Source organism: Ralstonia mannitolilytica, assembly GCF_000954135.1.
GTDB lineage: Bacteria > Pseudomonadota > Gammaproteobacteria > Burkholderiales > Burkholderiaceae > Ralstonia > Ralstonia mannitolilytica.
This window is the reverse complement of record NZ_CP010799.1, coordinates 3358669-3383230: the sequence shown is the minus strand read 5'-3', so window position 1 is coordinate 3383230 and position 24562 is coordinate 3358669. Positions and strand designations below refer to the sequence as shown.

Here is a 24562-nt window from a genome sequence, read left to right as displayed (position 1 = left end):
CGGCTGGCTGCCGTGTTATGGCGACATTCCTTGCCTGGTATATGCACGGCGCAGCGTGTTTCTGACGTTTTTAAAACGCGCCATTTGCAAATCGATTAAGGACATGCGGGCCTGAAGTGGCGGATCTTGCCAGCCGAGCGAGGGCTCACGTCGTCTGCGCGAGCGCCCAGGCGACGTGTTCGCGCACCAGTGCCGATGGGTCGTCGGCGCGTGCATGCAGGGCAGCGGAGAGCTGCGCGCGCGTGTCGTCGGACAGCCGCTCGCGCAACGCATTGCCGATCGCCACGGCGATATTGCGCAGCCAGCGCTCGTGCCCGATGCGGCGGATCGGACTGCCTTCCAGCCGCTGGTTGAACTCCGCTTCCGTCCAGGCGAACAGCCCGGCCAGCGTGGCGGCGTCCAGGCCGTTGCGCACGTCAAAGTCGGGCACATTGGCCGGCACGGCAAACTTGTTCCATGGGCAGATGAGCTGGCAGTCGTCGCAGCCATAGACGTGGTTGCCCATCGCCGCACGCAGCTCGACGGGAATGCTGCCCTTGTGCTCGATCGTCAGGTACGAGATGCAGCGGCGCGCGTCCACCACGTACGGCGCGACGATGGCCTGCGTGGGACACACGTCGATGCAGCGCGTGCAGTTGCCGCAGTGCGGCTCCACGGGCGGGTCTTCGGGCAGCGGCAGGTCGATCAGGATCTCGCCGAGGAAGAACATCGAGCCCGCATCGCGGTCGAGCAGCAGCGTATGTTTGCCGCGCCAGCCCAGGCCGCCGTTGCTGGCAAGCGCCACCTCCAGCACCGGTGCCGAATCGGTGAACACGCGAAAGCCGTACGGCCCGACGGCGGCGGCGATCTTTTCCGCAAGCCTTTGCAGACGCTGGCGCAAGACCTTGTGATAGTCGCGGCCGCGTGCGTACAGCGAAATGGTGGCGTCCTGCGGGCGGCGCAGGCGGTCCCATTCGATGGTGCGCCAGTCCTCGGCCGGCGCGCGCTCGCGCGTCGGATGTGGCAGATACGGCATCCGCGCGACGATGGCGCGTACCGTTCCGGCAACAAGTTCGGCGGGGCGTGCGCGGAGCATGCCATGGTTCGCCATATAATCCATGTCACCGTGAAACCCCTGCGCAAGCCACGTCTGGAGCCCTTCTTCAGCGTGCGACAGGTCGATGCTCGCAATGCGGATCGCATCGAAACCGAGTTCGGCGCCCCAGGAACGGATCTGCGCCACCAGCGCGTGCATGTCGGCTTCGTTGGCCGGCAGGCGCGCATCCAGGTTGGTTTGGAGTGAAGACGTGGGGGTGGCGGACATGCCTAAATTGTACGCAATGCCCACCGAGCTTCCCGCCGACTCGCCCTCCGGATCGACCGCCCTGCCTGCCGAGCGGGCGCTTTCGCTCGCTGACGAGGCGGCCACCTCGGCGTTTGGCGCGGCGCTCGCGCAGGCCGTGCTGGCGCTGGGCCCCCGGCCCGTGCAGGTGCAGCTCTCGGGCGATCTGGGAGCGGGCAAGACCACGCTGTCGCGCGCCATCCTGCGCGGCCTCGGGCATACCGGGCGCGTGCGCAGCCCCACCTATACGCTGGTCGAGCCGTACGAGGTGGCCGGAACCTCCGGCACGCAGAAGGTCTATCACTTCGACCTGTACCGCTTTGCCGATCCGGAAGAATGGACCGACGCAGGCTTTCGCGATTGCTTTGCCGAACCCGCGCTGTGCCTGGTCGAGTGGCCGGAGAAGGCGCAGGCGCTGCTCGGCACACCGGACCTGCATGTCATGTTGTCGGTCGATGTTGTGCACGAAACCTATGACGACGGCGTTGAGCATGCACCGCGTCTGGCGCGCCTCACCGCGCGCACGCAGACCGGTCTTCAACTCCTCCAGTCGCTTTCCATGTTGCTTCCATGCTGATCAAGCATCTGCCGACCGATCAACCGGATGATCCGCACCTGCCCAGCCAGGCCCGCCGCCAATGGCTCGCGCGCATGGCCAAGGCCGGCGCCGGCACCATCATCCTGAGCCTGGCCGGCACGCAGATCGCGCGCGGCGCGAACATCGTCGCAGTGCGCGTGTGGCCGGCCGAAGACTACACGCGCGTGACCATCGAGTCTGACGTCGCGCTCAAGGCCACGCACCAGCTCATCAAGGATCCGGACCGGCTGATGGTGGACATCGACGGGCTCGATCTGAGCCCGACGCTGCGAGAACTGGTGGCGAAGATCACGCCGAACGATCCATATATCCGCCAGGTGCGGGTGGGCCAGAACCGCCCGAGCGTAGTGCGCCTCGTGTTTGACCTGAAGGAAAGCGTCAACCCGCAGGTCTTCACGCTGCTGCCGATTGCCGGATACCGCAACCGGCTCGTCTTCGATCTGTATCCGACCAATCCGCCCGACCCGCTGATGCAGCTGGTGCAGGCCACCGAAGCCAAGCAGGAGCGCTTTGCCGCATCGGGCGGCACCCCAATGCCCGAACCGTCGGACGACGACGATCCGATCGCCGCGCTGGCTCGCCGCGACAGCAGCAGTGGCCCGACCAAGCCGCCGCTCGAAGACTCCCGCCCGGCGCTGGCCAACCGCACGCCGCCGCGCAAGACGCCGCCTGCCGCGTCGGCGAATCCGCCATCGACGCTTGCCAATGCGCCGAATACGCCGCCGCTGGACGTCGTGCCCGAGCCGCCGGTATCGCACAGCCCATCGAACGGGCCGCGCATGCGCCGGCTGCTGACCGTGGCCATCGACCCCGGCCACGGCGGTGAAGACCCCGGCGCCACCGGCGGCGCCGGCACGCACGAGAAAGACGTGGTGCTGTCGATAGCCCGGCTGCTCAAGGCCAAGATCGACGCGCAGCCCAACATGCGCGCCATGATGACGCGCGATTCCGACTACTTCGTGCCGCTGGGCGTGCGCGTGCAGAAGGCCCGCCGCGTGCAGGCCGACCTGTTCGTCTCGATTCACGCCGACGCGTTCCTGTCACCGGAAGCGCGTGGGGCGTCGGTGTTCGTGCTGTCCGATCGCGGGGCGTCGAGCGCGCAGGCAAAGTGGCTCGCCAACAAGGAGAACGCGGCCGACATGATCGGCGGTGCCAACCTCGGCTCGAAAGACGCGCAAGTCACGCGCGTGCTGCTGGACCTGTCGACCACCGCGCAGATCGCCGACAGCATGAAGGTCGGCCGCGCGGTGCTGCAGCAGATCGGCGGTATCAACCGGCTGCACAAGGGGCAGGTCGAGCAGGCCGGGTTTGCGGTGCTCAAGGCGCCCGACATTCCGTCGATCCTGGTGGAGACGGCCTTCATCTCGAACCCCGAGGAAGAGGCCAAGCTCAACGATCCGAACCACCAGAACCAGCTGGCCGAAGCGATCCTGCGCGGCATTCGCTCGTACTTTGCGAAGAACCCGCCGCTGTCGCGCAACCCCGGTGTCTGACGCATGACGACGGTCGTGCTGCGCGAGAGTGTTATGGCTGACGCCGACATCATCGCCGACATCCATACACGCAGCTGGCAAAGCGCGTATCGCGGTCTGGGCATTCTGTCCGACGCGTATCTCGATGGCCGCGCAGCGACCGACATACAGGCGAAATGGCGCGAGCGCATGGCCGCACCCACGGCCGGACAGCGCGTGTGGTGCGCCGAGCTGGACGGCCAGGTCATCGGCTTTCTGTGCGCACTGCGCGAAGACGGCACGCCGTGGGGTGTGCTTGTCGACAACCTGCACCTGCTGCCGGCCTCACGCGGCCACGGCGTCGGCAAGCGCCTGATGGGCGAGGCGGCGCGTTGGGCGATGGCCCAGTGCGTGAGCCAACTTCATCTGCTGGTGTACGAGGCCAACACCGCGGCCATCGGCTTCTACGAAACCCTGGGCGGTGTGCCGGTCAGCCGCGATCGGCTGGAGACCGCTGACGGCGGCCACGCCTGGGTGCGCACCTACCACTGGCCGGAATCGCAGCTCGCCGGTCTGACGGCGTTGGCCTGAGCGGAAAGGACCGTCAGGCCGGCCGGCTGGCCGGGGCGCTCGCCTGGGCTTCGGCGTGCGCGACGCGGTCGGCATACCTGCGCGCCAGGGCGGAGCACACGATCAGCTGCAACTGGTGGTAGATCATGGTCGGCAACACGATGAGCCCGAGCGCGGCATTGCCCGCAAACAGGATTTTCGCCATCGGGATGCCGTTGGCCAGGCTTTTCTTGGAGCCGCAGAACACGGCGGTGATCTCGTCAGCGAGCCCGAAACCGGCACGCCGCGACAGCCATGTCGTCGCCGCCAGCACCACGAACAGCAGTGCGCCACTCATGATGGCCACGGCCACGATGGTCTCCCACGGGTACTTCGACCACACGCCCGCGTGCGTCGAATCGGCAAACGAGTTGAACACGATCAGCAGGATCACCACGCGGTCGACCTTGTTGATGATCGCCTTGTACTTCGTGATCAGCCCGCCGATCACGGGGCGCAGCAGCTGTCCGAGCACGAATGGCAGCAGCAGTTGCTCGGCCACGCCCAGCAGCGCCTTGCCCACCGACAGTTCGGCGCCCGACGCGTGGATGACGAAGCTCATCAGCAGCGGCGTGGCAATCATGCCGATCAGGCCCGAGATGGTCGCGTTGAAGATCGCGGCTGGCACGTTCCCCTTGGCCATCGCCGTCATCGCCACGGACGACGACACCGTGGACGGCAGCGCGCACAGGTAGAACACACCCAGCAGCAGCTCGGCCGGAATGAACGGCTTGCACGCGAACAGGATGACCGCGCCGATCAGCGGGAACAGGATGAACGTGCAGGTCTGCACGAACAGATGCAGGCGCCAGTTGCGCGCGCCTTCGATGATCTTCTCGCGCGAGAGCGCCGCGCCGTGCAGAAAGAACACCAGCGACACGCCGACGATGGTGACGACGTCGAGGTGCAGCGGGCCATCGCTGGCGCCCAACGCGGGGAAGAACAGCGCCAGCAGCACCATGACGAGCATGGCCTGGATGAACCCGTCGATGCGAGATAACAGCGGAATCTTCATGTGCGTGCGCCATACCACGACGTGATGGCGCCCCGGGGAAGTTGCAGGGAAACCGTTATTGCACTACAGGCCTATCTAGAATACAAATGCATTGATCGAATCAATTCATACGGGGCCAGCATGAATGTGACCCTGCGCCAGTTGCGCGTCTTCCTGGCCGTGGCGCGTGCGCACAGCTTCAGTCGCGCGGGCGACACGATCGGCCTGACGCAGCCCGCGGTGAGCCGGTCGATCTCGGAGCTGGAAGGGGAGTTGGGCCTGAAGCTGCTCGACCGCACCACGCGTGAAGTGGTGCTGACCGAGGTCGGGCGTTCGCTGGCGACGGCGCTTGACCGCCTCATCGCCGATCTGGACGACACGCTGCATCAGGCGCGCCAGGTCAGTGAGCAACGGCGTGGTCGCGTGGTCGTGGCATCGAGCCCGACGGTGTCGACGCGGCTGATGCCCGTGTACGTGGCCGAGTGCGCGGCCCGCTACCCCGACATCCGCATGATCGTGCGGGACTCCGTGCAGGTCGACACGTTGCAGTTGATCCGCACCGGCGGCGCGGACTTTGGCGTGGTGGTGGAGCCGCTCGATACCGAGGGCCTGTGGACCGAGCCGCTGCTCACCGACCCGTTCTGCCTCGTCTGCCGCAAGGATCACCCGTTTGCCGAGCGCAGCAGCGTGCGCTGGAAGGACCTGCACCGCACCGCCGTCGTGCTGCTCGACCACGCGTCGGGCAGCCGCCCGCTGATCGATCGCATCTTCCTGCGCCACGGCGTGCAGCCTGACGTGGCGCAGGAGATGGGCCACAGCAGTGCGGTGTTCGGCATGGTGGAAGCGGGCATCGGCGCGGGCGTGGTGCCGTCACTGTCGTTGCCGCTGCCGTCGTCGTCGGCGCTGGTGGCGGTGCCGCTCACGCCCAAGGAAACGCGCGCCATTGTGCTGGCGCGGCGGCAGGACCGGTCGCTCTCGCCGGCGGCCGAGGCAGCGTGGCAGATGATCCGCCGCATGGCGCTGCCGACCGCCTGATCGCCGCGCGGCGCTTACTTCGGCTGCATGCGGATGGCGCCATCCAGGCGGATGGTCTCGCCGTTAAGCATCGGGTTCTCGATGATCGCGCGGGCAAGCTGCGCATATTCGGCGGGTTTGCCCAGGCGCGGCGGGAACGGCACCATCTTGCCCAGCGCGTCCTGCACGTCCTGCGGCATGCCCAGCAGCATCGGCGTCTCGAAGATGCCCGGCGCAATCGTCATCACGCGGATGCCGTCACGCGACAGGTCGCGCGCAATCGCGAGCGTCATCGCCACCACGCCGCCCTTGGACGCCGCATAGGCCGCCTGCCCGATCTGTCCATCGAACGCCGCCACCGAGGCCGTGTTGATGATCACGCCGCGCTCGCCGCCGGCGTTGGGCGCATTGCCCGCCATGGCCGTCGCAGCGAGCCGGATCATGTTGAACGTGCCGATCAGGTTGATGTTGATGACGCGTGTGAACTGGTCCAGAGGATGCGGCCCCGTCTTGCCCACTGTGCGCGAGGCGGTGGCGATGCCTGCGCAGTTCACCAGGCCGCGCAGCGTGCCCAGCGACGTGGCGGCCTCCACCACGGCCTGGCCATCCGCTTCCGACGCGACATCGCAGCGCACGAAGCGCCCGCCGAGTTCCTGCGCCAGGGTGTTGCCGGCGGCCTCGTTCAGGTCGGCAATCACCACCTTGCCGCCAGACTCGGCCAGCGCGCGCGCCGTGCCGGCACCCAGCCCCGACGCGCCCCCGGTGACGATGAATACCTGGTCGCGAATCTCCATGTCGTGTCTCCTTGATTGTGGTCGGTGAGTTACTTGACGTTTACGTTCACGTAAATTGCAGCGCCATATGGTAGCGCGAAGCGGCCTGCGATCGGGCAAAAAAAAAGCGCCTCATAGTCGAGGCGCTTTCTGCTTTCTCTTTTGGCGGATGGCCGGTGCTGCTCAGTCCCGCAGGGCACCGAACACGCGGGCCGTGATCTCGTCGACACTGCCCACGCCGCTGATCTTGCGGTACTTCGGCGGTGCGACCTTGGCGGCGCCGTTGCCGTTTGCAGCCCACTGCGAGTAGTAATCCACCAGCGGACGCGTCTGGTTTTCATACACGTCCAGGCGCTTGCGCACCGTCTCTTCCTTGTCGTCGTCGCGCTGGATCAGCGGCTCGCCGGTTTCGTCGTCCACCCCTTCGGTCTTGGGCGGGTTGTACTTGACGTGGTACGTGCGGCCCGAGGCCACGTGCACGCGGCGGCCGCTCATGCGCTCGATGATGTCTGCGAACGGCACGTCGATTTCCAGCACGTAGTCGATCGGCACACCGGCTTCCTTCATGGCTTCGGCCTGCGGGATGGTGCGCGGGAAGCCGTCGAACAGGTAGCCGTTCTTGCAGTCGGGCTGCTGCAGGCGGTCTTTCACCAGGCCGATGATGATGTCGTCCGACACCAGGCCGCCCGCATCCATCACCTTCTTGGCCTCGATACCCAGCGGGGTGCCGGCCTTGACGGCGGCGCGCAGCATGTCGCCGGTGGAGATCTGCGGAATGCCGAATTTCTCGCAGATGAATTTGGCTTGCGTACCTTTGCCGGCGCCGGGCGCGCCCAACAGAATCAACCGCATGGTGACGAGTTCCTCAAGTTTTCGAATCTTGTCGCGCTATCGAGCAGCGGTGAAGCGCGTTGGGGATCGGTCCGGCGGGCCGATTCCCAAAACGCCTTGGCGACGCAAACAGGCAGCCTAGCGGGCGAAGTTGACGCCAGCCTTACCGGGACACGGGGGTAGTGGCATCCGCCGGACGGCGGCACCGATGACTCGACTTGTCTCCCTGTTGCCGCCGCGCGGCCTTGCGTGGGCCTGCGCATGCGGCTTGTCGTCCTCGCGATTATGCCATGGCGGCGCCGGGGTTTTGGCGCCCGGGGCCGCAAACTTGCGACAAAACGCGTGCTCAGGGGCCGTCCTGCGACAACAGGGCGCTCCACGCTGCACGCGCGCGCGCGAGATCGTCGGGCGTGTCGACGCCGGCCGCCGGAGCGTCGTCGGTGGTGAGCACGGCGATGCGCTCGCCGTGCCACATCGCGCGCAATTGCTCGAGCTGCTCCGTCTGCTCGATGGGCGCGGCGGCCAATTGCGGAAAGCGCCGCAGGAAGCCGGCACGATACGCGTAGATGCCGATGTGGCGCAGCACGGGCATCGACGGCAGCGGGCGCTCCGCCACCGAACGCGCCATCACGGCGGGCGTCCAGGTGTCGCGCGCCCAGGGCAGCGGCGCACGCGAGAACAGCAATGCGCGGTCCGCCGCATCGAGCACGACCTTGACGACGTTGGGGTTGAACACGTCGGCGGGGTCGTGGATCGGGTGCGCGGCGGTTGCGATGGCGCAGTCCGGGTGGTCGCGCAGGTGGGCGGCCACGTTGTCGATCAGCGTCGGGGCGATCAGCGGTTCGTCGCCTTGCACGTTGACGACGATGGCGTCGTCGGGCAGCGCGAGCACGGTGGCGACTTCAGCGAGGCGGTCGGTGCCCGAGGCGTGGTCGGCACGGGTGAGCACCGCTTCGACGTGGTGCTGCATGCAGGCGTCGGCCACCGAGACGGCGTCGGTCGCTACCACCACGCGTGCGGCGGACGACTGGTGCGCACGTTCGGCCACGCGCACGACCATCGGTTTGCCGTCGATGTCGGCCAGCGGTTTGTTGGGCAGCCGCGTGGACGCCAGCCGCGCGGGAATGACAGCGATGAACGGCGCGTGCGACATGGGCGGAACCTTCGTATCAGGCCGGGTCGACCGGCGTGCCTTCGACGGTCTGGCGCGCCTCGTCGGCCAGCATGACCGGGATGCCATCGCGGATCGGATACGCGAGCTTGTCGACGTGGCAGATCAGTTCGTTGTTGGCGCGGTCGTGTTGCAGCGTGCCCTTGCACAACGGGCAGACGAGGATTTCCAGCAGGCGATTGTCCATGGCGGTAGAGGCTCCGTGGCGGCTGCCCCCAGGGTGGGGCAGCGCGCCGGTACAGCGGATGGGGTGGCGTTATTGTGCGCCGGCTTTGGCGGTGGCGCGATCGGCCAGGGCGCGTACGCGCTGGCAGACCTGTTCGACCAGTGCCGGGTCGACCACCGGCGTGGTCGGCACCACCCAGATGCGCGGGTCGTCGAGATGGCCGCATTTTACGGCATCCTTTTCGGTGATCAGGATCACCTCGGCATGGCTGCCGGCGAACGGGTTGTCGGCGAAATCGTGGTGGTCGGGCAGCGGCAGGGTGCTCGGCTTGAGGCCGGCGGCGCGCAGCGAGGCGAAGAAGCGCTCGGGGTTGCCGATGCCGGCGGCGGCCAGCAGCTGCCCTCCTTCGAAGCGGGCAAACTCACCGAGCGGGCGGCGCAGTGCCGCGTCGACGAGGTTGTAGGCGTCCTGCAGCTCCAGCCGCATGCCGAAGATGCCGGGCCGGTCGGGTGTGGTGCGGTAGTTGGGGTCGTTGATGAGCGTGGCGTCGCGGCGGCGGCTCATCGGCTCGCGCAGCGGGCCGGCCGGCAGCAGGAAGCCGTTGCCGCCCATGCGGGCGTCGAACACGATGATCTCGATGTCGCGGCGCAGGCGGTAGTGCTGCAGGCCGTCGTCGCAGACGATCACGTTGCAGCCCGGGTGCGAGGCCAGCAGCGTCTGCGCGCACAGCACGCGGTCGGGGAAGACCCACACGGGCAAGTCGGTGGCGCGCGCGATCAGCAGCGGTTCATCGCCCACGTCTTCCGCGCGCGAATGCTCGCGCACCGGGCGCGGGTGCTTGAGCTGCGCGCCGTAGCCGCGCGAGACGATGCCCGGGCGCAGGCCCGCTTCGGCCAGCGCGGAGGCCAGCGCAATCACGGCGGGCGTCTTGCCCGCGCCGCCCACGGTGACGTTGCCGATGACGACCACCGGCATCGGCAGCCGCACCGAACGCAGCCAGCCCATGCGATACAGCAGCCGGCGCAGTGCGCTCACGCCGCCAAACAGCCACGACAGCGGCCACATCGTCCACGCAAACCAGCCGCGCTGCTGCCATTGGCGGGTGACGAAGCTGGCGAGGCGGTGCTGGGCGACGGGCATGCAGTGCGGGAAGGGAGGTTGTTTAACGGCCTGGCTTGCCGGTCTGGGTGGCAAACGTCAGGTGCGAGAGGCCCGCCACGCGCGCGGCTTCCATGACATTGACCACCGCCTGGTGCGCGGCCTGCGCATCGGCGTTGACGATGACGATGGGCTCGCGGCCGCCGGCGCTGCCCGCGGCGCTGCGCAGCGCATCGGCCAGGCTGGTGACGTCGCGCGTGTCGAGCACCTGCTTGTCGACGGAGTAGATGCCGTTCGCGGTGACGGACACGACGATCTGGCCGGGGCGCTCGGTGGCCTTCTCGGCCTCGGCGGTCGGCAGGTTGACCTTCAGTTCGGTGTAGCGGGAATACGTGGTCGTGATCATCAGGAAGATGAGGATCACGAGCAGCACGTCGATCAGCGGGATCAGGTTGATCTCCGGCTCTTCGCGGGCGCGGCGCGGGCGGAAGCGCATGGCTGTTTCCAGTGTGGCGTTGCCCGGATCAGCCGCGCCGCGGCGGAAGGATCGCGTCGAGGTAGGTGGTGGACAGATGCTCCAGCTCCACCACGTAGTTGTCGACCACGCCACGGAAGTAGCGCCAGAAGATCAGTGTCGGGATGGCCACGACCAGGCCCAGCGCCGTGTTGTACAGCGCGACGGAGATACCGTGCGCGAGCGTCTGCGGGTTGGTGCCGGCGGCGGTCTGGCTGCCGAAGATCTCGATCATGCCGACCACGGTGCCGAACAGGCCCATCAGCGGCGCCACCGACGCGATCGTGCCGAGCGCATTCAGATAGCGCTCCAGGCGGTGGGCAACGTTCTGGCCGGCTTCTTCCACCACTTCCTTGGCGGCGTCGCGGGTGGTGTTCGGATGCAGCACCACGTGGCGCAGCGCGGTGGCCAGCACGCGGCCCAGCGGGGAGCCCTGTTCCAGCGTGTTCACCACTTCCGGCGTGGCCTTGCGCTGGTGCGCGATGCTCAGCGCCTCGTCATACACCTTGGGCGGAATGATCTTCTTGCGCTGCAGGGCGATGAACCGTTCGATGATGAGCGCGAGCGCGAGCACCGAGGCGATCAACAGCGGCCAGATCGGCCAGCCGGCGGCTTGGATGATGGAAAACACTGGACAACCCGTTTTGTCGTTGTGGAAGGAGTGGGATCCGGGCGATGGAGATGTGCCCGGTTGCAGCTCTTGCCGTCCGCGTCCCCGAACGCGGCCCGTTGCGGCAAAAACAGGCAGCACTCTAGCGCGTCGCAACTGCCTCGGCAACACGATGGCGCGGCGTTGCGACACGCGCGCCTCGCGTTCAGGCGGCCGTCACGCGAAAGCGGTGCGCACAATCCACAACGCGACGGGACAGTCTTGTGGACGGCTTGTGGACATTGCCCGGACAAGCAAGCTAAGTGCTTGATCGGAAAAGGCGTTCTCTTGGTTGCTTAAAAAACGGGCAGAGGGGCTTGCGGCCGGGATTCGAGCAAAAAAGCGGGCCGGAGCAGGGGGCGCGGGGGGATAATCCACACCGGACCGGGACAGTCTTGTGGAGCGGTTGTGGACATTGCCCGGACAAGATTCTTAAGTAACTGATTCAAAAGGATGTTCTTTGCGTTGCTTAAAGTTTGGGCAGCGGCGTGTTGCCGACGTGTCGCAGGGTGGAGCGAGGGTGTCGGGCGCATTTCCCAGGCCGATTTATCCACTGCCCGGGCACGTCACCACGGTTTTCCAGCGCGGCTGTGGATAACTTTGTGAACATCCTTGGGGCGCCTGCGCTAAATGCTTGACGCAGAACGAAATTACTTGCGTTGCTGAAATTTTGACATAGGCCGTTTTTCCATAAGAATCAATGGCTTGCGAAAAAATGCATAGAGGGCGTCACCTGGGCTCTGTCAAGCTTGACAAGGGCGCTATGCTGTGGACAGGTCTGCCGTTTCGCCCCGCTCGTCTCCCCTATTCAAGGTAGAAGTTGCCCCGAAGCCTCATCGTTTTGCGCCGTTCCCACCACTCATGACCTCGCCGCCGTCTTCACGCCGACCGTTCTGGATGGACACACCTGCCGCTGCGGCTGCCTCGCCCGCGCCGCCCGCGCCCGTACCGGTCGCACCAAATCGGGGTGCCCAGGAGGTACTGTCCGTCAGCGACGTCAACCGACGGATTGCCGGACTGCTCGAACGCAATTTCCCGCTGGGCTGGGTGCGGGGCGAAATCTCGAACTTCACGCGCGCGGCGAGCGGGCACTGGTATTTCTCGCTGAAGGACGCCGGCGCGCAGATTCGCTGCGTGATGTTCAAGGGGCGCAACCAGTACGCCGATTTCACGCCGCGCGAAGGCGAAGCCGTCGAAGTGCGGGCGCTGGTGACGCTGTACGAGGCGCGCGGCGAGCTGCAACTGAGCGTCGAGGCCATCCGGCGGGCAGGCCTGGGCAACCTCTATGAAGCGTTTCTGCGGCTGAAGGCCGCGCTGGAGGCGCAAGGCTTGTTCGATGCGGGCCGCAAGCGGCCGCTGCCCCGGCATCCGCGGGCGATCGGCGTGGTGACGTCGTTGCAGGCGGCGGCCCTGCGCGACGTGCTGACTACGCTGCGCCGACGTGCGCCGCATGTGCCGGTGGTGGTGTATCCGGTGCCGGTGCAGGGCGCCGGGGCGTCCGAGCGGATCGCCGCGATGCTCGAGCGGGTCAATGGCCGGGCAGAGGTCGATGTCGTCATCCTGTGCCGGGGCGGCGGCAGCATTGAAGACCTGTGGGCCTTCAACGAAGAGCCGGTCGCGCGCGCCGTCGCTGCGTCGGCCATCCCGATCGTGGCAGGCGTCGGGCACGAGACTGACGTGACCATCGTGGACTTTGTCGCCGACGTGCGCGCGCCCACGCCCACCGGCGCCGCCGAGCTGGTCAGCCCGGACCGCGCGCGCATGCTGCGCGACGTCGCGCGCGACTGGGATGCGCTGTCGGCGCAATTCCGCCGCCAGCTGGATCGCCGCGCGCAAACGGTGGACTGGCTCGCACGCCGGCTGCGCAGCCCGCAGGCGCAGATGCGTGAGCGGCGCGCGCAACTCGCGAACCTGCAGCGGCGCCTGCAATCTGCCCTGAGTGGCCGCGTGCAGCGGGCGGAACACGTGCGGCGTCTGCTGGCCATGCGGCTTGCCGCTGCGCGTCCGGACGCCACGCGCGAACGGGCGGCCGTCGCCCAGGCAGAAGCCGCGCTGGCACGCGCCATGCGAGAGACGTTGACCCGCGCACGGGAGCGCCTGGCGCGCCAGCACACCGGCCTTGAGCTGCTGGCGCCCCAGCGCACCCTGGAGCGCGGCTACGCGGTGCTGCTCGATAGCCGCGGCCACGCGATCCGCGACCCGAATGCGCTCCATGCCCGCGCGCACGTCGAAGCCCGCCTGGCGCAGGGCGTCGTGGACATCGAGATCGCCCAGGCACAGCCCAAGCTCGACATGTGACCGCAGCGGAACCGCCCGGTTTGGCACGATTCCGCGTGTGTTTTGCGGGTATTCCGACTATTCGGCAGGCGGTTTGCGCGGGTTTTGCAAGTCTCCTACAATCGTCGCTCCCAACCTGTACAACCCACAGAAGGCAAGAACAATGGAACACACGCTCCCCCCGCTGCCGTACGCCCAAGACGCCCTGGCGCCGCACATCTCCAAGGAAACGCTGGAGTTCCACTACGGCAAGCACCACCAGACCTACGTCACGAACCTGAACAACCTGATCAAGGGCACCGAGTTCGAGAACCTGAGCCTGGAAGACATCGTCAAGAAGTCGTCGGGCGGTGTGTTCAACAACGCCGCACAGGTCTGGAACCACACGTTCTACTGGAACTGCATGAAGCCGCAAGGCGGCGGCGCTCCGACCGGCGCGCTGGCTGACGCCATCAACGCCAAGTGGGGCAGCTTCGACAAGTTCAAGGAAGAGTTCACCAAGGTCGCCGTCACGACCTTCGGTTCGGGCTGGGCCTGGCTGGTGAAGAAGGCCGACGGCACGCTGGATCTGGTGTCGACCTCTAACGCCGCCACGCCGCTCACGACGGATGCCAAGCCGCTGCTGACCTGCGATGTGTGGGAACACGCCTACTACATCGACTACCGCAACGCCCGTCCGAAGTACGTCGAGGCGTTCTGGAATCTGGTTAACTGGGACTTCGTTGCGAAGAACTTCGCCTGAAGCGAATCACGGTTCGACATCCCGTCCGAAGCAAGGCCCTCCGCGTGAGGGCCTTGTTTTTTCCGCTCAACTCAGGCACTTGCATGCGGCAGCCCCGCACGCTGCATAGCACCGCTCACTGCAAGCCCGATTTCGTGCGCAGCGCAATGCCGTGCACATGATAGTCGGTATGACGAGCTTCCTGCGGCCGTAGCGGCCCGCATCGCACCGGCTTTTTCTAGACTGGTACGTCATCCGGCCGTCACACAAAACCAGGGGGGGCGATGGATCTGAGCCACATCCTGTCGCGCACGGAGCGCGGCACGCAGGAGCTGCAAACGCGCAGCGGACACCTCACGCACCGGCAGCGGGCGATCCTGCTGCTCGCGGGCGGTGAGCGCACGGCGGCGGAAATCCTCGCGCAGTTGAGCGGCGCCGGCCCCGTCACGGACGACCTCGCGCGCCTGCTCGCCGAGGGTTACGTCGCGAGCCGCGCGCCGGTCAACGATGCCCCCAAGCCCAAGATGCCGCCCAAGCCCGCACCGGGCAGGCAGGTGGCCGCACGGCATGAGCGGCAGGGCTCCATTGCTGATTGGCGCCTGGGCCAGGCCGGCGCATTCTCTGCGCTGCAGCGTTACATCGCAGAAGGTCCGGAGGCACCGATCGACTTCCTCAGCGGTTTGGCCGCGCCGCTGTACGCCGCGCTCGCAACATGTCGGAGTGAGGCGTCGGCGCATGCGGTCGCCGCCTTTCTCGAAACCCGTCTGCACGCCGCGCACACAGAAATGTGACGTATTCTCCCTAGGTATAAATACTGAGTTCGAGCATTTTTCTCGTTCTGTGGGAATGATGCGTTGATGGATTGAGAAATCCGTCGCATTCTCCGTCGCGACATCACATGACGGAGCCCCGCGATGACCGAGCCGATCTCAGCACCCCCCGCCGCCGGCGCGGACCGCGTGCTGATGGTGCTCGCCACCATTGCGCGCCATGGCCGGCCCGTTGCGGCACGTGAGCTCATCGAACTGACGGGGCTGCCGCAGAGCACGCTGTATCGCCAGGTGGCGCTGCTCAAGCGCTGGGGCTTCGTGCTCGAATCGGCGGGCACGTATGCGCCGGGGCCGATCAGCCTGCAGCTCGCGCTCGGCTTCGACCACGCCTCGCATCTCGTGCAGGAAGCGCGCATCGGCATGGGTAGGCTCGTGGCGGAGTCCGGTGAATCGGTCGGGCTGGTGGTGGCCGTCAAGGACCAGGCGGTCTGTCTCGAGATGGTCGAGAGCCAGCAGTCGCTGCGCTGCTCGTTCGAGAAGGGGCGCGGCGTGCCGCTGCTGGCCGGCGCCTCGGCCAAGTCGCTGCTTGCCTTCATGCCGGCCGCCGCGTCGCGCGCCATCCTCGCAGACCTGCTGGCCGGCCAGCCGGAGCAGCAGGCCCAATTGCAGACCGAACTCGCCGAGATCCGCGCGGCGGGCTATGCGCTGTCCGAAGGTGAAGTCGACCCCGGCGTCTGGGGCGTGAGCGTGCCGGTGTTCCGGCTGCCCGGCCAGGCGCTCGGCTCGATCACGTTGATGGCACCTGCCACGCGCGTGCGCGGCAAGGAGCAGCGCCTGATCGATATGACCGTTGCTGCGGCTGCGTCCATTTCAGCGCGGCTGCAGGACACCTGATTTTTCACCCCCACATGCACCACACAAGGAGACCACTCATGGGGAATCGCCGTCAGTTCATGCATTCGATGCTGGCTTGTGCCGTGGCGCTGTCTGCTGCGGTGTCTTTCGCCACCGCTGCGCACGCCGCCGCCGAGCCGCTGCGCGTGGCCACCGATGCCACATTCGCGCCGATGGAGTTCGTTGAAAACGGCAAGCGCACCGGTTTCGATATCGACCTGATCGAAGCCCTGGCCCGCACCATGGGCCGCCCGGTCGAATGGACCGACATCGACTTCAAGGGCCTTGTGCCGGGCCTGGTGTCGCGCCGCTTCGACGTGGCCATCTCGGGCATCTACATCACGCCCGAGCGCAAGAAGGTGGTCGACTTTACCGAACCGTACTACCACGGCGGCCTGGTGGCGATGGTCAAGCAGGGCAACACCGCCATCAAGACGCCGGCCGACCTCGCCGGCAAGAAGGTGAGCGTGCAGGTGGGCACCAAGTCGGTCAACTTCCTGAAGGAGAACTACCCGAAGGTCGAGCGCGTGGAAGTCGAGAAGAACGAGCAGATGTTCAATCTCGTCGAAATCGGCCGTGCCGATGCGGCGGTCACGGGCCGTCCCGCCGCCGCGTACTACGTGAAGATGCGCCCAGGCCTGCGCCTGGTCGAGCCGGCGCTGACGACGGAGGAATACGGCATCGCCGTGCGCCGCGATCAGCCTGAACTGACCAAGGCGCTGAACGCCGCACTGGAGAAGATCAAGGCCGACGGCACGTACGACCAGATCGTCAAGAAATGGTTTGGCGCGGCCGCCAAGTAACCACCGACGGACACGCTGATGGAACTGGATTTTTCTCCCGTCTGGGCGGGGTGGGCCGACATCCTGCACGGCGCGCTCGTCACCGTGGAGGTGACGGCCGCCGCGCTGGTGCTCGGCTGCGTGCTCGGGCTGCTGGTCGGCATCGGCCGGTTGAACCCGCGCCGGCGCTTTGTCTACGGCATCTGCACGGTGTACGTGACCTTCATCCGCGGGACGCCGCTGCTCGTGCAGCTCTTCCTGCTGTTCTTCGGTCTGCCGCAGTTCGACATCCTGCTGCCGGCGTTTGTGTGCGGCGTGCTGGGGCTGGGCGTGTATTCGGGCGCCTATGTGTCGGAAATCGTCCGCGGCGCGATCCAGTCGGTCGACCGCGGGCAGATGGAGGCGGCGCGTTCGATCGGCATGTCGTCGGGGCAGGCGATGCGCGCCATCATCCTGCCGCAGGCCGTGGTGCGGATGATCCCGCCGCTGGGCAACGAGTTCATCGCGCTCATCAAGAACTCGGCGCTGGTGTCGCTGCTGACGATTCACGACCTGATGCACGAGGGGCAGAAGATCATCAGCGTGTCGTACCGCTCGCTGGAGGTGTACCTGGCGATTGCGCTGGTGTACCTCGTGCTCACGAGCGCCGCGAGCTATCTGCTGCATCGGATTGAACGCAACATCCGTGCAGGAGGCATGGTGCAATGAACACGAATTCTGCAACGCTGAAATCGGCGACGGACGTACCGATGATCCGGATCCGCGGCCTGACGAAATCGTACGGCGATCACCCCGTGCTCAAGGGCATCGATTTCGAGGTCGACGCTTCGCAGGTGGTCGTCGTGATCGGCCCGAGCGGCTCGGGCAAGAGCACGTTCCTGCGCTGCTGCAACGGGCTGGAAGTGCCCGAAGGCGGCACCATCGACATCTGCGGCAAGCGTCTGATCGACAACGGCACGATGCTGCCCGATGGCGAACTGAACCACCTGCGCCAGCAGGTCGGCATGGTGTTCCAGTCGTTCAATCTGTTCCCGCATCTTTCGGTGCTGCACAACGTCACCATCGGCCCGCGCATGCTGCGCGGCAAGTCGAAGAGCGAAGCGGAAGCCGAAGCGCGTGAACTGCTGCAGAAAGTGGGCCTGGCACACAAGGCCGATGCGATGCCCGCGAGCCTCTCCGGTGGGCAGAAGCAGCGCGTGGCGATCGCGCGCGCACTGGCGATGCAGCCCAAGGTGATGCTGTTCGACGAGCCGACATCTGCGCTGGACCCCGAACTCGTGGGCGAGGTGCTGCAGGTCATGAAGCTGCTTGCCAAGGAAGGCATGACGATGCTGGTCGTCACGCACGAGATGGGTTTCGCGCGCGAGGTGGCCGACGTGGTGGTGGTGATGGATGGCGGCGGCATCGTCGAGGCCGGACCGCCGTCGGTCATCTTTGGGGAGCCCAAGGAAGCGCGCACGCGGTCGTTCCTGCAAGCGGTGCTGACACGCGCATGACGATGACCGCAGCTGCAACGTTCGATGCCTCCGTCTGGCAGGGCCGCAACGACACCGGCGAGCGTGGCGACGTCACGCGCCTGTTCCAGATCGTGCAGCGCGCCGATGCGGTAAAGCTCTCGGGCACGCCTGCCGTACTCGGGTTTGCATGCGACGCGGGCGTGGTGCGCAACCACGGCCGCGCCGGTGCCGCGCAAGGCCCGCGCGAAATTCGCCGGGCGCTGGCCAATGTGCCAGCACACGGACTCGCGCACCTGGCCGATGCCGGCGACGTGGCCTGCGACGACGGCGATCTGGAACGTGCGCAGGCGGCGCTCGGTGATGCCGTCTTCCATCTGCTCGATGCGGGCGCGCGCCCGGTGGTGCTCGGCGGCGGGCATGAAGTTGCGTTCGGCACCTACCAGGGCTTGCGCAGGCATTGGCAGAAGCAAGGCGGGCGCGGCCGCCTCGCCATCGTCAATTTCGACGCGCATTTCGACTTGCGCACGAGCCGGCCCGGCAACTCCGGCACGCCGTTCGACCAGATCGCCGAGGACTGCGCCGCGCACGGCATCGACCTGACGTACTGCTGCCTCGGGGTGAGCCGCCTGTCCAATACGCCCGCGCTGTTCGATCGCGCCGATGCGCTGCACGCGCGCTACGTGGAAGACACCGACGTGCAGGAGCGCCACCTCGATGCGCGCATGGCCGATCTCGATGCGTGGCTGGCCGATGCCGACCATGTCTACCTGACCATCGACATGGACGTGCTGGCTGCCGCGGTCGCGCCCGGTGTGTCCGCGCCCGCCGCGTACGGCATCACGCTGCCGGTGCTCGAAGCGCTGGTGCAGCACGTCTGCGGCACGGGCAAGGTGCGCGTGGCGGACATCGCTGAAACCAATCCCGAATACGACCAGGACCGCCGCACCGTGCGCGTGGCCGCGCGTCTGGCGTATCACCTTTTGCGTCGCCCGTCTCGCCCATGAAGCTGATTTCTGCCGATGCCATGCGCCGCATGCCGTGGAAGAACGGCGGCGGCGTTACGACCGAAATCGCCATCGCACCGGCAGGTGCGACGCTGGACGGCTTCGACTGGCGCATCAGTACCGCGCAGGTCGATGTGGCCGGACCGTTCTCGCGCTTTGTCGGCATCGACCGCTCGCTGGCGGTGATCGCGGGCGGGCGCCTGACGATGCATCGCGCAGATGGCGAGACGGTTTCGCTAAAGCCGGGCGATGCACCCGTGCGGTTCGCCGGGGAGATCGATATCCATGCCACGCTTGACGCGCCGCTGTCGGATTTCAACGTGATGACCAGGCGCGGCGCCTGGGCGCATCACGTCGAGGTCATCACGATGGAGGCAGGCGCACGCCGCGCATTGCCGGTCGCGCATCCGGGTGCGCAGTGGCTGGTGTACTGCGTGGAGGGGGCGCTGTCGGTGGGCACCATCGAGGTGCGGCCGCATGCCGCTGCCTGGCTGGATGCCCCGAGCGGCAGCGATGCGCTCATTGCGCGCATGGCCTCGGCGGGCTATCTGGTCAGCCTATGGCCAGCAACGTGAGCTTGCCGCGCGCCAAAAGAAAAAGGACCCCGCAGGGTCCCTTGCAAGTCTCCCGGCCCCGCGGGGCACGGTGGAAGACGCTTACTTCTTCTTGTTCACGGCGTCCTTGAAGCCCTTGCCAGCCGTGAACTTCACGGTCTTGGTTGCCGGGATCTTGATGGCTTCGCCAGTGCGCGGGTTGCGGCCGGTGCGTGCTGCGCGCTTGCCCGACGAGAACGAACCGAAGCCAACCAGCGTGATGGTGCCGCCCTTGGCGACGGTCTTCTTGATGTTTTCCAGCGCGGAGTTCAGTGCGCGCTCAGCGGCGGCGATGCTCAGTTCTGCGTCTTTGGCAATGGCGGCTACGAGTTCGGCTTTGGTCGTCATGTCATTTCCCCACTTCAGGTTTGTTGGACAGCGTTGTACTGCGACCCGTTTTATATCATCGTTGCGAAGGGTTGCACATCCCCTAACTGCAAGGCTTTGCGGGCCGTTGCTTGCAGCCGACACTTGTCCTGTCTACGTTTGCGGGCCGGCATCCGGGAAAAACCTGATATCGACAGGGTTTGTTTGCATTTCAGACAGCCTTTCTCGCCCCGGAACCGCACAGGGGGAACGCGGCAGACACGCCCTCGAACTGTCGGGCGCCGCATCGTTGTCGAGGTAGAAGCTCATGGAGAACATCATGTCGCGTTCGCAAACACTTGTTGCGCAAGGCTTGGCAGCCGATGGCCATGTCGGCGGGCAAACGCGCGGACCGTCGGTGCTGGTCGCCGGCGCAAGCGGGCTGGTGGGCCGCGCCGTGGTGCGTCGGCTCGCCGCGCAATCGTGGCCCGGCCGTGTCACCGCGCTCGTACGCCGCGCCGGAACCTTGACACCCGAGCACGCGATGCCGGGCCGGCTGCACGAATGCGTCGTCGACTTTGAGCGGCTGGACGCGCCCGAAGCGCAGCCGGCCCTCGCTGCCGACATCGTCATCTGCGCGCTCGGCACGACTCTTCGCCAGGCTGGTTCGGAGGCGGCATTCCGGCGCGTGGATGTCGAGTATCCGGCGGAGCTGGCACGCCGCGCGTTTGCGGCTGGCGCCCATCATTTCCTGCTGGTGAGCGCGCTGGGCGCCGATGCGCGATCCAGGGTGTTCTACAACCGCTGCAAGGGGGAAGCCGAGGCGGAAATCCTGTCGGTCGGCTTTGCGTCGGTCACGGTGGTGCGGCCTTCGCTGCTGCTCGGCAAGCGGGCTGAATTGCGCCGTGGTGAACGCATTGCGCAATCGCTGTCGGGCGCGATCGGCTGGATGGTGCCCAGGCCCTGGCGGCCCGTGCCGGCGGAGTCGGTGGCGGCGGCGCTCGTGAGCGCAGCGCGCGTGGATGCGCCCGGTGTGCGCCTGCTCGAAAACGCGGCATTGCTCGCCGCCAAAGACGAACGGCCGGTGGGGTAAGCCACCGGCCGTTGCGCACAGCTGGATCTGCGAGCGTTACTTCTCGATCGGCTTGCCCGTGCGGTCGTGCATCAGCGCCAGTGCACAGACGCTGATGATGCCAGCGGCCATCACGTAATACGACGGTGCCAGCTTGCTGCCGGTCGTTGCGATCAACCACGTCACGATCAGCGGGGCAAAGCCGCCGAAGATCGTTACCGCCAGGTTGTACGAAATCGACAGGCCGGTCGAGCGCACGGCGGTCGGGAACTGTTCGGCCAGCACCGCCGGCGCCGGACCCGTGAACGCCGCCAGCAGCACGCCCAGGATCACCTGCACCTGCAGCAGCGTCTGCACGGTCGGGTTGACGTTCAGCCAGTGGAAGAGCGGATAGGCCGCCACCGCAATGGCCAGCGCCACTGTGCCCAGCATGCGCTTGCGGCCCACGCGATCGGACAGCGTGCCCATGAGCGGGCACAGCACGAAGATGATCGCGCCGCACAGCGCCGTCGACTGGAACGTCGCGCCCAGCGGCAGGCCGAGCTGCTGCTTCGCGTATGTCGGCATGTAGAACACCAGCGTGTACGTGCAGACCGTCCAGAGAATCGTCACGCCGAGGCCGCCGAGCACTTCGCGCGGATGGTCGCGCAGCACCTGCGACAGCGGCGCCAGACGCGACTCCTTGGCGGCCTTCGCCTTCTGCGCCTCGAAGGCGGGCGGCTCGTGCAGATGCGAGCGGATGTACATGCCGACCGGCCCGATCAGCAGCCCGAACAGGAACGGAATGCGCCAGCCCCAAGCGTCGATCTGCTCGGGCGACAGGCCATTCGTGACGATCGCGCCCATTGCCGCACCGAGGATGAACGAGATGCCCTGGCTCGCCTGCTGCCAGCTCGCGAAGTAGCCGCGCTTCTCGTCCGGCGCATATTCGATGAGGAACGCCGTGGCGCCGCCCACTTCACCGCCGGCCGAGAAGCCCTGGATGAGCCGCGCGATCACGATGAGGATCGGCGCGCCGATGCCGATCTGCGCGTACGTCGGCGCAAGCCCGATGATGGCCGTGCCCAGCGCCATCAGCATGATGGTGAGCGTGAGCGCAGCCTTGCGGCCCACGCGGTCGGCATAGATGCCGAGCACCACCGCGCCGACTGGCCGCATGAAGAAGCCGACGCCAAACGTGGCGACGGTCAGCATGAACGAGGTGAAGTCATTGCCCGTGGGGAAGAACAGCTTGGCAATGATGACCGCAAAGAAGCTGTAGACCGTAAAGTCGAACCATTCAAGACCGTTGCCGATGGTGGCGGCAATGATGGCCTTGCGTCGAGTGGCTGCCGAGATGGCCGGGGCCGTTGCACGATCGCCCGGGTTGGGCGTTGCCGTGGCTTGCATGGATGTGTCCTCCAGTGTGTGTGGGGCATCGCCGGCCGCGCTCTCTCTCCCCCGTGCGGACGGCGAAGCGGTCATGGTAAGTGATCCGGCCGCAATTGGCAGCGCCCGGCGGTGAAGTCCTCGGAATTGAAAGCGTTCAACGCGGTCGAACACATATGCATAGGCATTCAATGGAGCACATCATGATCCCGACGCTGCAACGCGGCCGTCGCCTTGCCGCCTTCCTGCCGGGGGCGCTCGTTGCGGGCGCCGCCGCGTTGCTGACCGGCTGCGTGGCTGCGCCGTACTACGACGCCTACGGGAACCCGGTGTCGCCGGCCGTCGTCGCGCCCGTGGCGGCGTATCCCGTGTACGACCCATATCCGTATTACGGGCCGGTCGTCTACCCGGCGCCCGTCTACGGCAGCGTGTGGATCGGCAGCGGCGGGTGCTGGAACTGCCGTCGCGGCTGGGGAGGGCGAGGCTGGGGCGGCCACGGCTGGGGGCATGGCAACTGGGGACACGGCGGCTGGCACCATCGCTGAGCTGTCACGCCGGCGTCACGCAGACGCACGGCGGCGCGGCCGAACGCCAGTTCTGCGGCCAGTTCAATACGCGTGATTGCGTAACGGCATCTGTTGCATCGCGACATACAATCCTTCGCTCTTAAAAAGAAAAGCATGCGAGGAGATTGTCGATGTCCGTCATCATCGTGCTGGCTGCGCTGGCATTTCTGATGTTCGCCGCGTATCGCGGCTACAGCGTCATCCTGTTTGCACCACTGGCCGCCCTCGGCGCGGTGCTGCTGACCGACCCATCGGCCGTGGCGCCCGTGTTCTCCGGCATCTTCATGGAGAAGATGGTCGGCTTCGTCAAACTGTATTTCCCTGTGTTCCTGCTGGGCGCCGTGTTCGGCAAGGTGATCGAGCTGTCGGGTTTTTCGCGCTCGATCGTCGCGTCGGTCATCCGTGTGGTGGGGGCCAAGCGGGCGATGCTTTCCATCGTGCTGGTGTGTGCGCTGCTGACGTACGGCGGTGTGTCGCTCTTCGTGGTGGTGTTTGCGGTGTACCCGTTCGCGGCGGAGATGTTCCGCCAGGGCAACATCCCCAAGCGCCTCATCCCGGGCACGATCGCGCTGGGCGCGTTTTCGTTCACGATGGACTCGCTGCCGGGCACGCCGCAGATCCAGAACATCATCCCGACCACGTTCTTCCACACCACGTCGTGGGCGGCGCCCTGGCTGGGCACCATCGGCGCGCTGTTCATCATTGTGGTGGGCATGGCGTATCTCGAATGGCGCCGCCGCGTCGCGCTGCGCAATGGTCACGGTTATGACCACGGCCTCGCCAAGCTGGTGAACGAGCCGGAGACGGCCGAGACCGGCGCGCTCGCGCATCCGCTCGTCGCGCTGTCGCCGCTGGTGCTTGTGGGTGTGATGAACCTGCTGTTCACGCGCTGGATTCCGACGTGGTACGGCAAGGTCGTCACGGTGGCACTGCCGGGCCTGCCCAAGCCGCTGACGGTCGAGGCCGACAAGCTGACCGCCATCTGGGCCGTGGAGGCTGCGCTGCTGATCGGCATCATCGTGGTGGTCGTGTTCGGCTTTCGCGCCGTGAAGGATCGCTTTGCCGAAGGCAGCAAGTCCGCGGTCTCGGGCGCGCTGCTCGCGGCGATGAACACCGCCTCGGAATACGGCTTCGGCGGCGTCATCGCCGCGCTGCCGGGGTTCCTGGTGCTGGCCCAGGGGCTGCGTGCGATTCCGAATCCGCTCGTCAATGAAGCCGTGACGGTCAGCACGCTCGCGGGCATCACCGGCTCTGCGTCGGGCGGCATGAGCATTGCGCTGGCGGCAATGGCCGACCAGTTCATCCAGGCCGCACAGGCGACGGGCATTCCGATGGAGGTGCTGCACCGCGTGGCGTCGATGGCCTCGGGCGGCATGGACACCCTCCCGCACAACGGCGCCGTCATCACGCTGCTGGCCGTGACGGGCCTCACCCATCGCGAGGCGTATCGCGACGTATTCTGCGTCACGCTGATCAAGACGCTGGCCGTGTTCTTCGTGATCGCTGTGTTCTACGGCACGGGCATCGTCTGACGTCGCGACGGCCGCAACGAAAAAAGCCACC

General features: G+C 66.7%; 27 protein-coding genes. 16 read left to right on the top strand and 11 right to left on the bottom strand.

From position 1 onward, the window contains the following. Positions 1 to 145 precede the first annotated feature (145 nt). On the bottom strand, positions 146 to 1303 hold the full coding sequence (gene queG / locus TK49_RS15935) for a tRNA epoxyqueuosine(34) reductase QueG (RefSeq protein WP_045787578.1): 1158 nt from the start codon (positions 1301 to 1303) through the stop codon (positions 146 to 148). A 16-nt stretch (positions 1304 to 1319) separates the two neighbouring features. On the opposite strand from queG, the gene tsaE reads away from it, so the two are divergent. The 3 genes from tsaE to TK49_RS15920 are packed head-to-tail and all read left to right on the top strand — an operon-like array spanning position 1320 to position 3961. Continuing rightward, positions 1320 to 1898, top strand: coding sequence for a tRNA (adenosine(37)-N6)-threonylcarbamoyltransferase complex ATPase subunit type 1 TsaE (gene tsaE / locus TK49_RS15930; protein ID WP_045787577.1), 579 nt, complete (start codon positions 1320 to 1322; stop codon positions 1896 to 1898). Then, complete coding sequence (locus TK49_RS15925; RefSeq protein ID WP_045787576.1) at positions 1892 to 3412, top strand: N-acetylmuramoyl-L-alanine amidase; 1521 nt, start codon at positions 1892 to 1894, stop codon at positions 3410 to 3412. Before tsaE ends, TK49_RS15925 begins: the two co-directional genes overlap by 7 nt. 3 nt (positions 3413 to 3415) lie before the next feature. After that, the gene (locus TK49_RS15920; protein WP_045787575.1) at positions 3416 to 3961 is read left to right on the top strand and encodes a GNAT family N-acetyltransferase; all 546 of its coding nucleotides are present in this window, start codon (positions 3416 to 3418) and stop codon (positions 3959 to 3961) included. A gap of 13 nt (positions 3962 to 3974) precedes the next feature. On the opposite strand, the gene TK49_RS15915 is transcribed toward TK49_RS15920, so the two are convergent. Further along, the gene (locus TK49_RS15915; protein ID WP_045787574.1) at positions 3975 to 4994 is read right to left on the bottom strand and encodes a bile acid:sodium symporter family protein; all 1020 of its coding nucleotides are present in this window, start codon (positions 4992 to 4994) and stop codon (positions 3975 to 3977) included. A 120-nt stretch (positions 4995 to 5114) separates the two neighbouring features. Between TK49_RS15915 and TK49_RS15910 the strand changes: the two genes are divergently transcribed. After that, a complete protein-coding gene (locus TK49_RS15910) occupies positions 5115 to 6008 on the top strand; it encodes a LysR family transcriptional regulator (protein ID WP_045787573.1) in 894 nt (297 codons plus the stop codon). Positions 6009 to 6022: 14 nt separating this feature from the next. Here TK49_RS15910 and TK49_RS15905 read toward each other — a convergent pair whose 3' ends face one another. From TK49_RS15905 to TK49_RS15875, 7 genes are all read right to left on the bottom strand, one after another. Beyond that, positions 6023 to 6781: a 3-hydroxyacyl-CoA dehydrogenase gene (locus TK49_RS15905; protein WP_045787572.1), complete on the bottom strand. Its 759-nt coding sequence runs from the start codon at positions 6779 to 6781 to the stop codon at positions 6023 to 6025. Positions 6782 to 6943: 162 nt separating this feature from the next. Then, the gene (adk, locus tag TK49_RS15900; RefSeq protein WP_045787571.1) at positions 6944 to 7612 is read right to left on the bottom strand and encodes an adenylate kinase; all 669 of its coding nucleotides are present in this window, start codon (positions 7610 to 7612) and stop codon (positions 6944 to 6946) included. A 325-nt stretch (positions 7613 to 7937) separates the two neighbouring features. After that, on the bottom strand, positions 7938 to 8744 hold the full coding sequence (gene kdsB / locus TK49_RS15895) for a 3-deoxy-manno-octulosonate cytidylyltransferase (RefSeq protein ID WP_045787570.1): 807 nt from the start codon (positions 8742 to 8744) through the stop codon (positions 7938 to 7940). A 16-nt stretch (positions 8745 to 8760) separates the two neighbouring features. Continuing rightward, complete coding sequence (locus TK49_RS15890; RefSeq protein ID WP_004631803.1) at positions 8761 to 8949, bottom strand: Trm112 family protein; 189 nt, start codon at positions 8947 to 8949, stop codon at positions 8761 to 8763. A 69-nt stretch (positions 8950 to 9018) separates the two neighbouring features. Then, entirely contained in the window at positions 9019 to 10068 is a 1050-nt protein-coding gene (gene lpxK / locus TK49_RS15885) for a tetraacyldisaccharide 4'-kinase (protein ID WP_045787569.1), read from the bottom strand. A gap of 22 nt (positions 10069 to 10090) precedes the next feature. Then, complete coding sequence (locus tag TK49_RS15880) at positions 10091 to 10522, bottom strand: ExbD/TolR family protein (RefSeq protein ID WP_045787568.1); 432 nt, start codon at positions 10520 to 10522, stop codon at positions 10091 to 10093. A gap of 28 nt (positions 10523 to 10550) precedes the next feature. After that, positions 10551 to 11171 (bottom strand): MotA/TolQ/ExbB proton channel family protein, encoded by a 621-nt coding sequence (locus TK49_RS15875; RefSeq protein WP_045787567.1) that lies wholly within the window; start codon positions 11169 to 11171, stop codon positions 10551 to 10553. 915 nt (positions 11172 to 12086) lie between these two features. Here TK49_RS15875 and xseA point away from each other — a divergent pair. From xseA to TK49_RS15830, 9 genes are all read left to right on the top strand, one after another. After that, on the top strand, positions 12087 to 13487 hold the full coding sequence (xseA, locus tag TK49_RS15870; RefSeq protein WP_045787566.1) for an exodeoxyribonuclease VII large subunit: 1401 nt from the start codon (positions 12087 to 12089) through the stop codon (positions 13485 to 13487). Between the two features lie 142 nt (positions 13488 to 13629). Continuing rightward, positions 13630 to 14208, top strand: coding sequence for a superoxide dismutase [Fe] (gene sodB, locus TK49_RS15865; protein WP_045787565.1), 579 nt, complete (start codon positions 13630 to 13632; stop codon positions 14206 to 14208). A 263-nt stretch (positions 14209 to 14471) separates the two neighbouring features. Then, positions 14472 to 14978 (top strand): hypothetical protein, encoded by a 507-nt coding sequence (locus TK49_RS15860; RefSeq protein ID WP_045787564.1) that lies wholly within the window; start codon positions 14472 to 14474, stop codon positions 14976 to 14978. A gap of 123 nt (positions 14979 to 15101) precedes the next feature. Next, positions 15102 to 15851, top strand: a complete 750-nt coding sequence (locus tag TK49_RS15855; protein WP_045787563.1) for an IclR family transcriptional regulator — start codon at positions 15102 to 15104, stop codon at positions 15849 to 15851. Positions 15852 to 15889: 38 nt separating this feature from the next. Beyond that, a complete protein-coding gene (locus TK49_RS15850) occupies positions 15890 to 16654 on the top strand; it encodes a glutamine ABC transporter substrate-binding protein (RefSeq protein WP_045787562.1) in 765 nt (254 codons plus the stop codon). Between the two features lie 18 nt (positions 16655 to 16672). Next, on the top strand, positions 16673 to 17341 hold the full coding sequence (locus TK49_RS15845) for an amino acid ABC transporter permease (protein WP_045787561.1): 669 nt from the start codon (positions 16673 to 16675) through the stop codon (positions 17339 to 17341). Beyond that, complete coding sequence (locus TK49_RS15840) at positions 17338 to 18129, top strand: amino acid ABC transporter ATP-binding protein (protein ID WP_045787560.1); 792 nt, start codon at positions 17338 to 17340, stop codon at positions 18127 to 18129. Before TK49_RS15845 ends, TK49_RS15840 begins: the two co-directional genes overlap by 4 nt. Beyond that, a complete protein-coding gene (gene hutG, locus TK49_RS15835) occupies positions 18126 to 19094 on the top strand; it encodes a formimidoylglutamase (RefSeq protein ID WP_233902596.1) in 969 nt (322 codons plus the stop codon). Before TK49_RS15840 ends, hutG begins: the two co-directional genes overlap by 4 nt. Beyond that, positions 19091 to 19669 (top strand): HutD/Ves family protein, encoded by a 579-nt coding sequence (locus tag TK49_RS15830; RefSeq protein WP_045787559.1) that lies wholly within the window; start codon positions 19091 to 19093, stop codon positions 19667 to 19669. Before hutG ends, TK49_RS15830 begins: the two co-directional genes overlap by 4 nt. An 81-nt stretch (positions 19670 to 19750) precedes the next feature. Here the strand turns inward: TK49_RS15830 and TK49_RS15825 are convergent, their stop codons facing one another. Next, the gene (locus TK49_RS15825) at positions 19751 to 20035 is read right to left on the bottom strand and encodes an HU family DNA-binding protein (protein ID WP_045787558.1); all 285 of its coding nucleotides are present in this window, start codon (positions 20033 to 20035) and stop codon (positions 19751 to 19753) included. Between the two features lie 298 nt (positions 20036 to 20333). On the opposite strand from TK49_RS15825, the gene TK49_RS15820 reads away from it, so the two are divergent. Then, on the top strand, positions 20334 to 21086 hold the full coding sequence (locus tag TK49_RS15820) for an oxidoreductase (RefSeq protein WP_045787557.1): 753 nt from the start codon (positions 20334 to 20336) through the stop codon (positions 21084 to 21086). 36 nt (positions 21087 to 21122) lie between these two features. Here the strand turns inward: TK49_RS15820 and TK49_RS15815 are convergent, their stop codons facing one another. Next, complete coding sequence (locus tag TK49_RS15815) at positions 21123 to 22454, bottom strand: MFS transporter (RefSeq protein WP_045787556.1); 1332 nt, start codon at positions 22452 to 22454, stop codon at positions 21123 to 21125. A 182-nt stretch (positions 22455 to 22636) separates the two neighbouring features. On the opposite strand from TK49_RS15815, the gene TK49_RS15810 reads away from it, so the two are divergent. Together TK49_RS15810 and TK49_RS15805 are read left to right on the top strand one after the other, a co-directional pair. Next, positions 22637 to 22978 (top strand): hypothetical protein, encoded by a 342-nt coding sequence (locus TK49_RS15810; RefSeq protein WP_045787930.1) that lies wholly within the window; start codon positions 22637 to 22639, stop codon positions 22976 to 22978. Positions 22979 to 23130: 152 nt separating this feature from the next. Continuing rightward, on the top strand, positions 23131 to 24531 hold the full coding sequence (locus tag TK49_RS15805; RefSeq protein ID WP_045787555.1) for a GntP family permease: 1401 nt from the start codon (positions 23131 to 23133) through the stop codon (positions 24529 to 24531). Positions 24532 to 24562 lie beyond the last annotated feature (31 nt).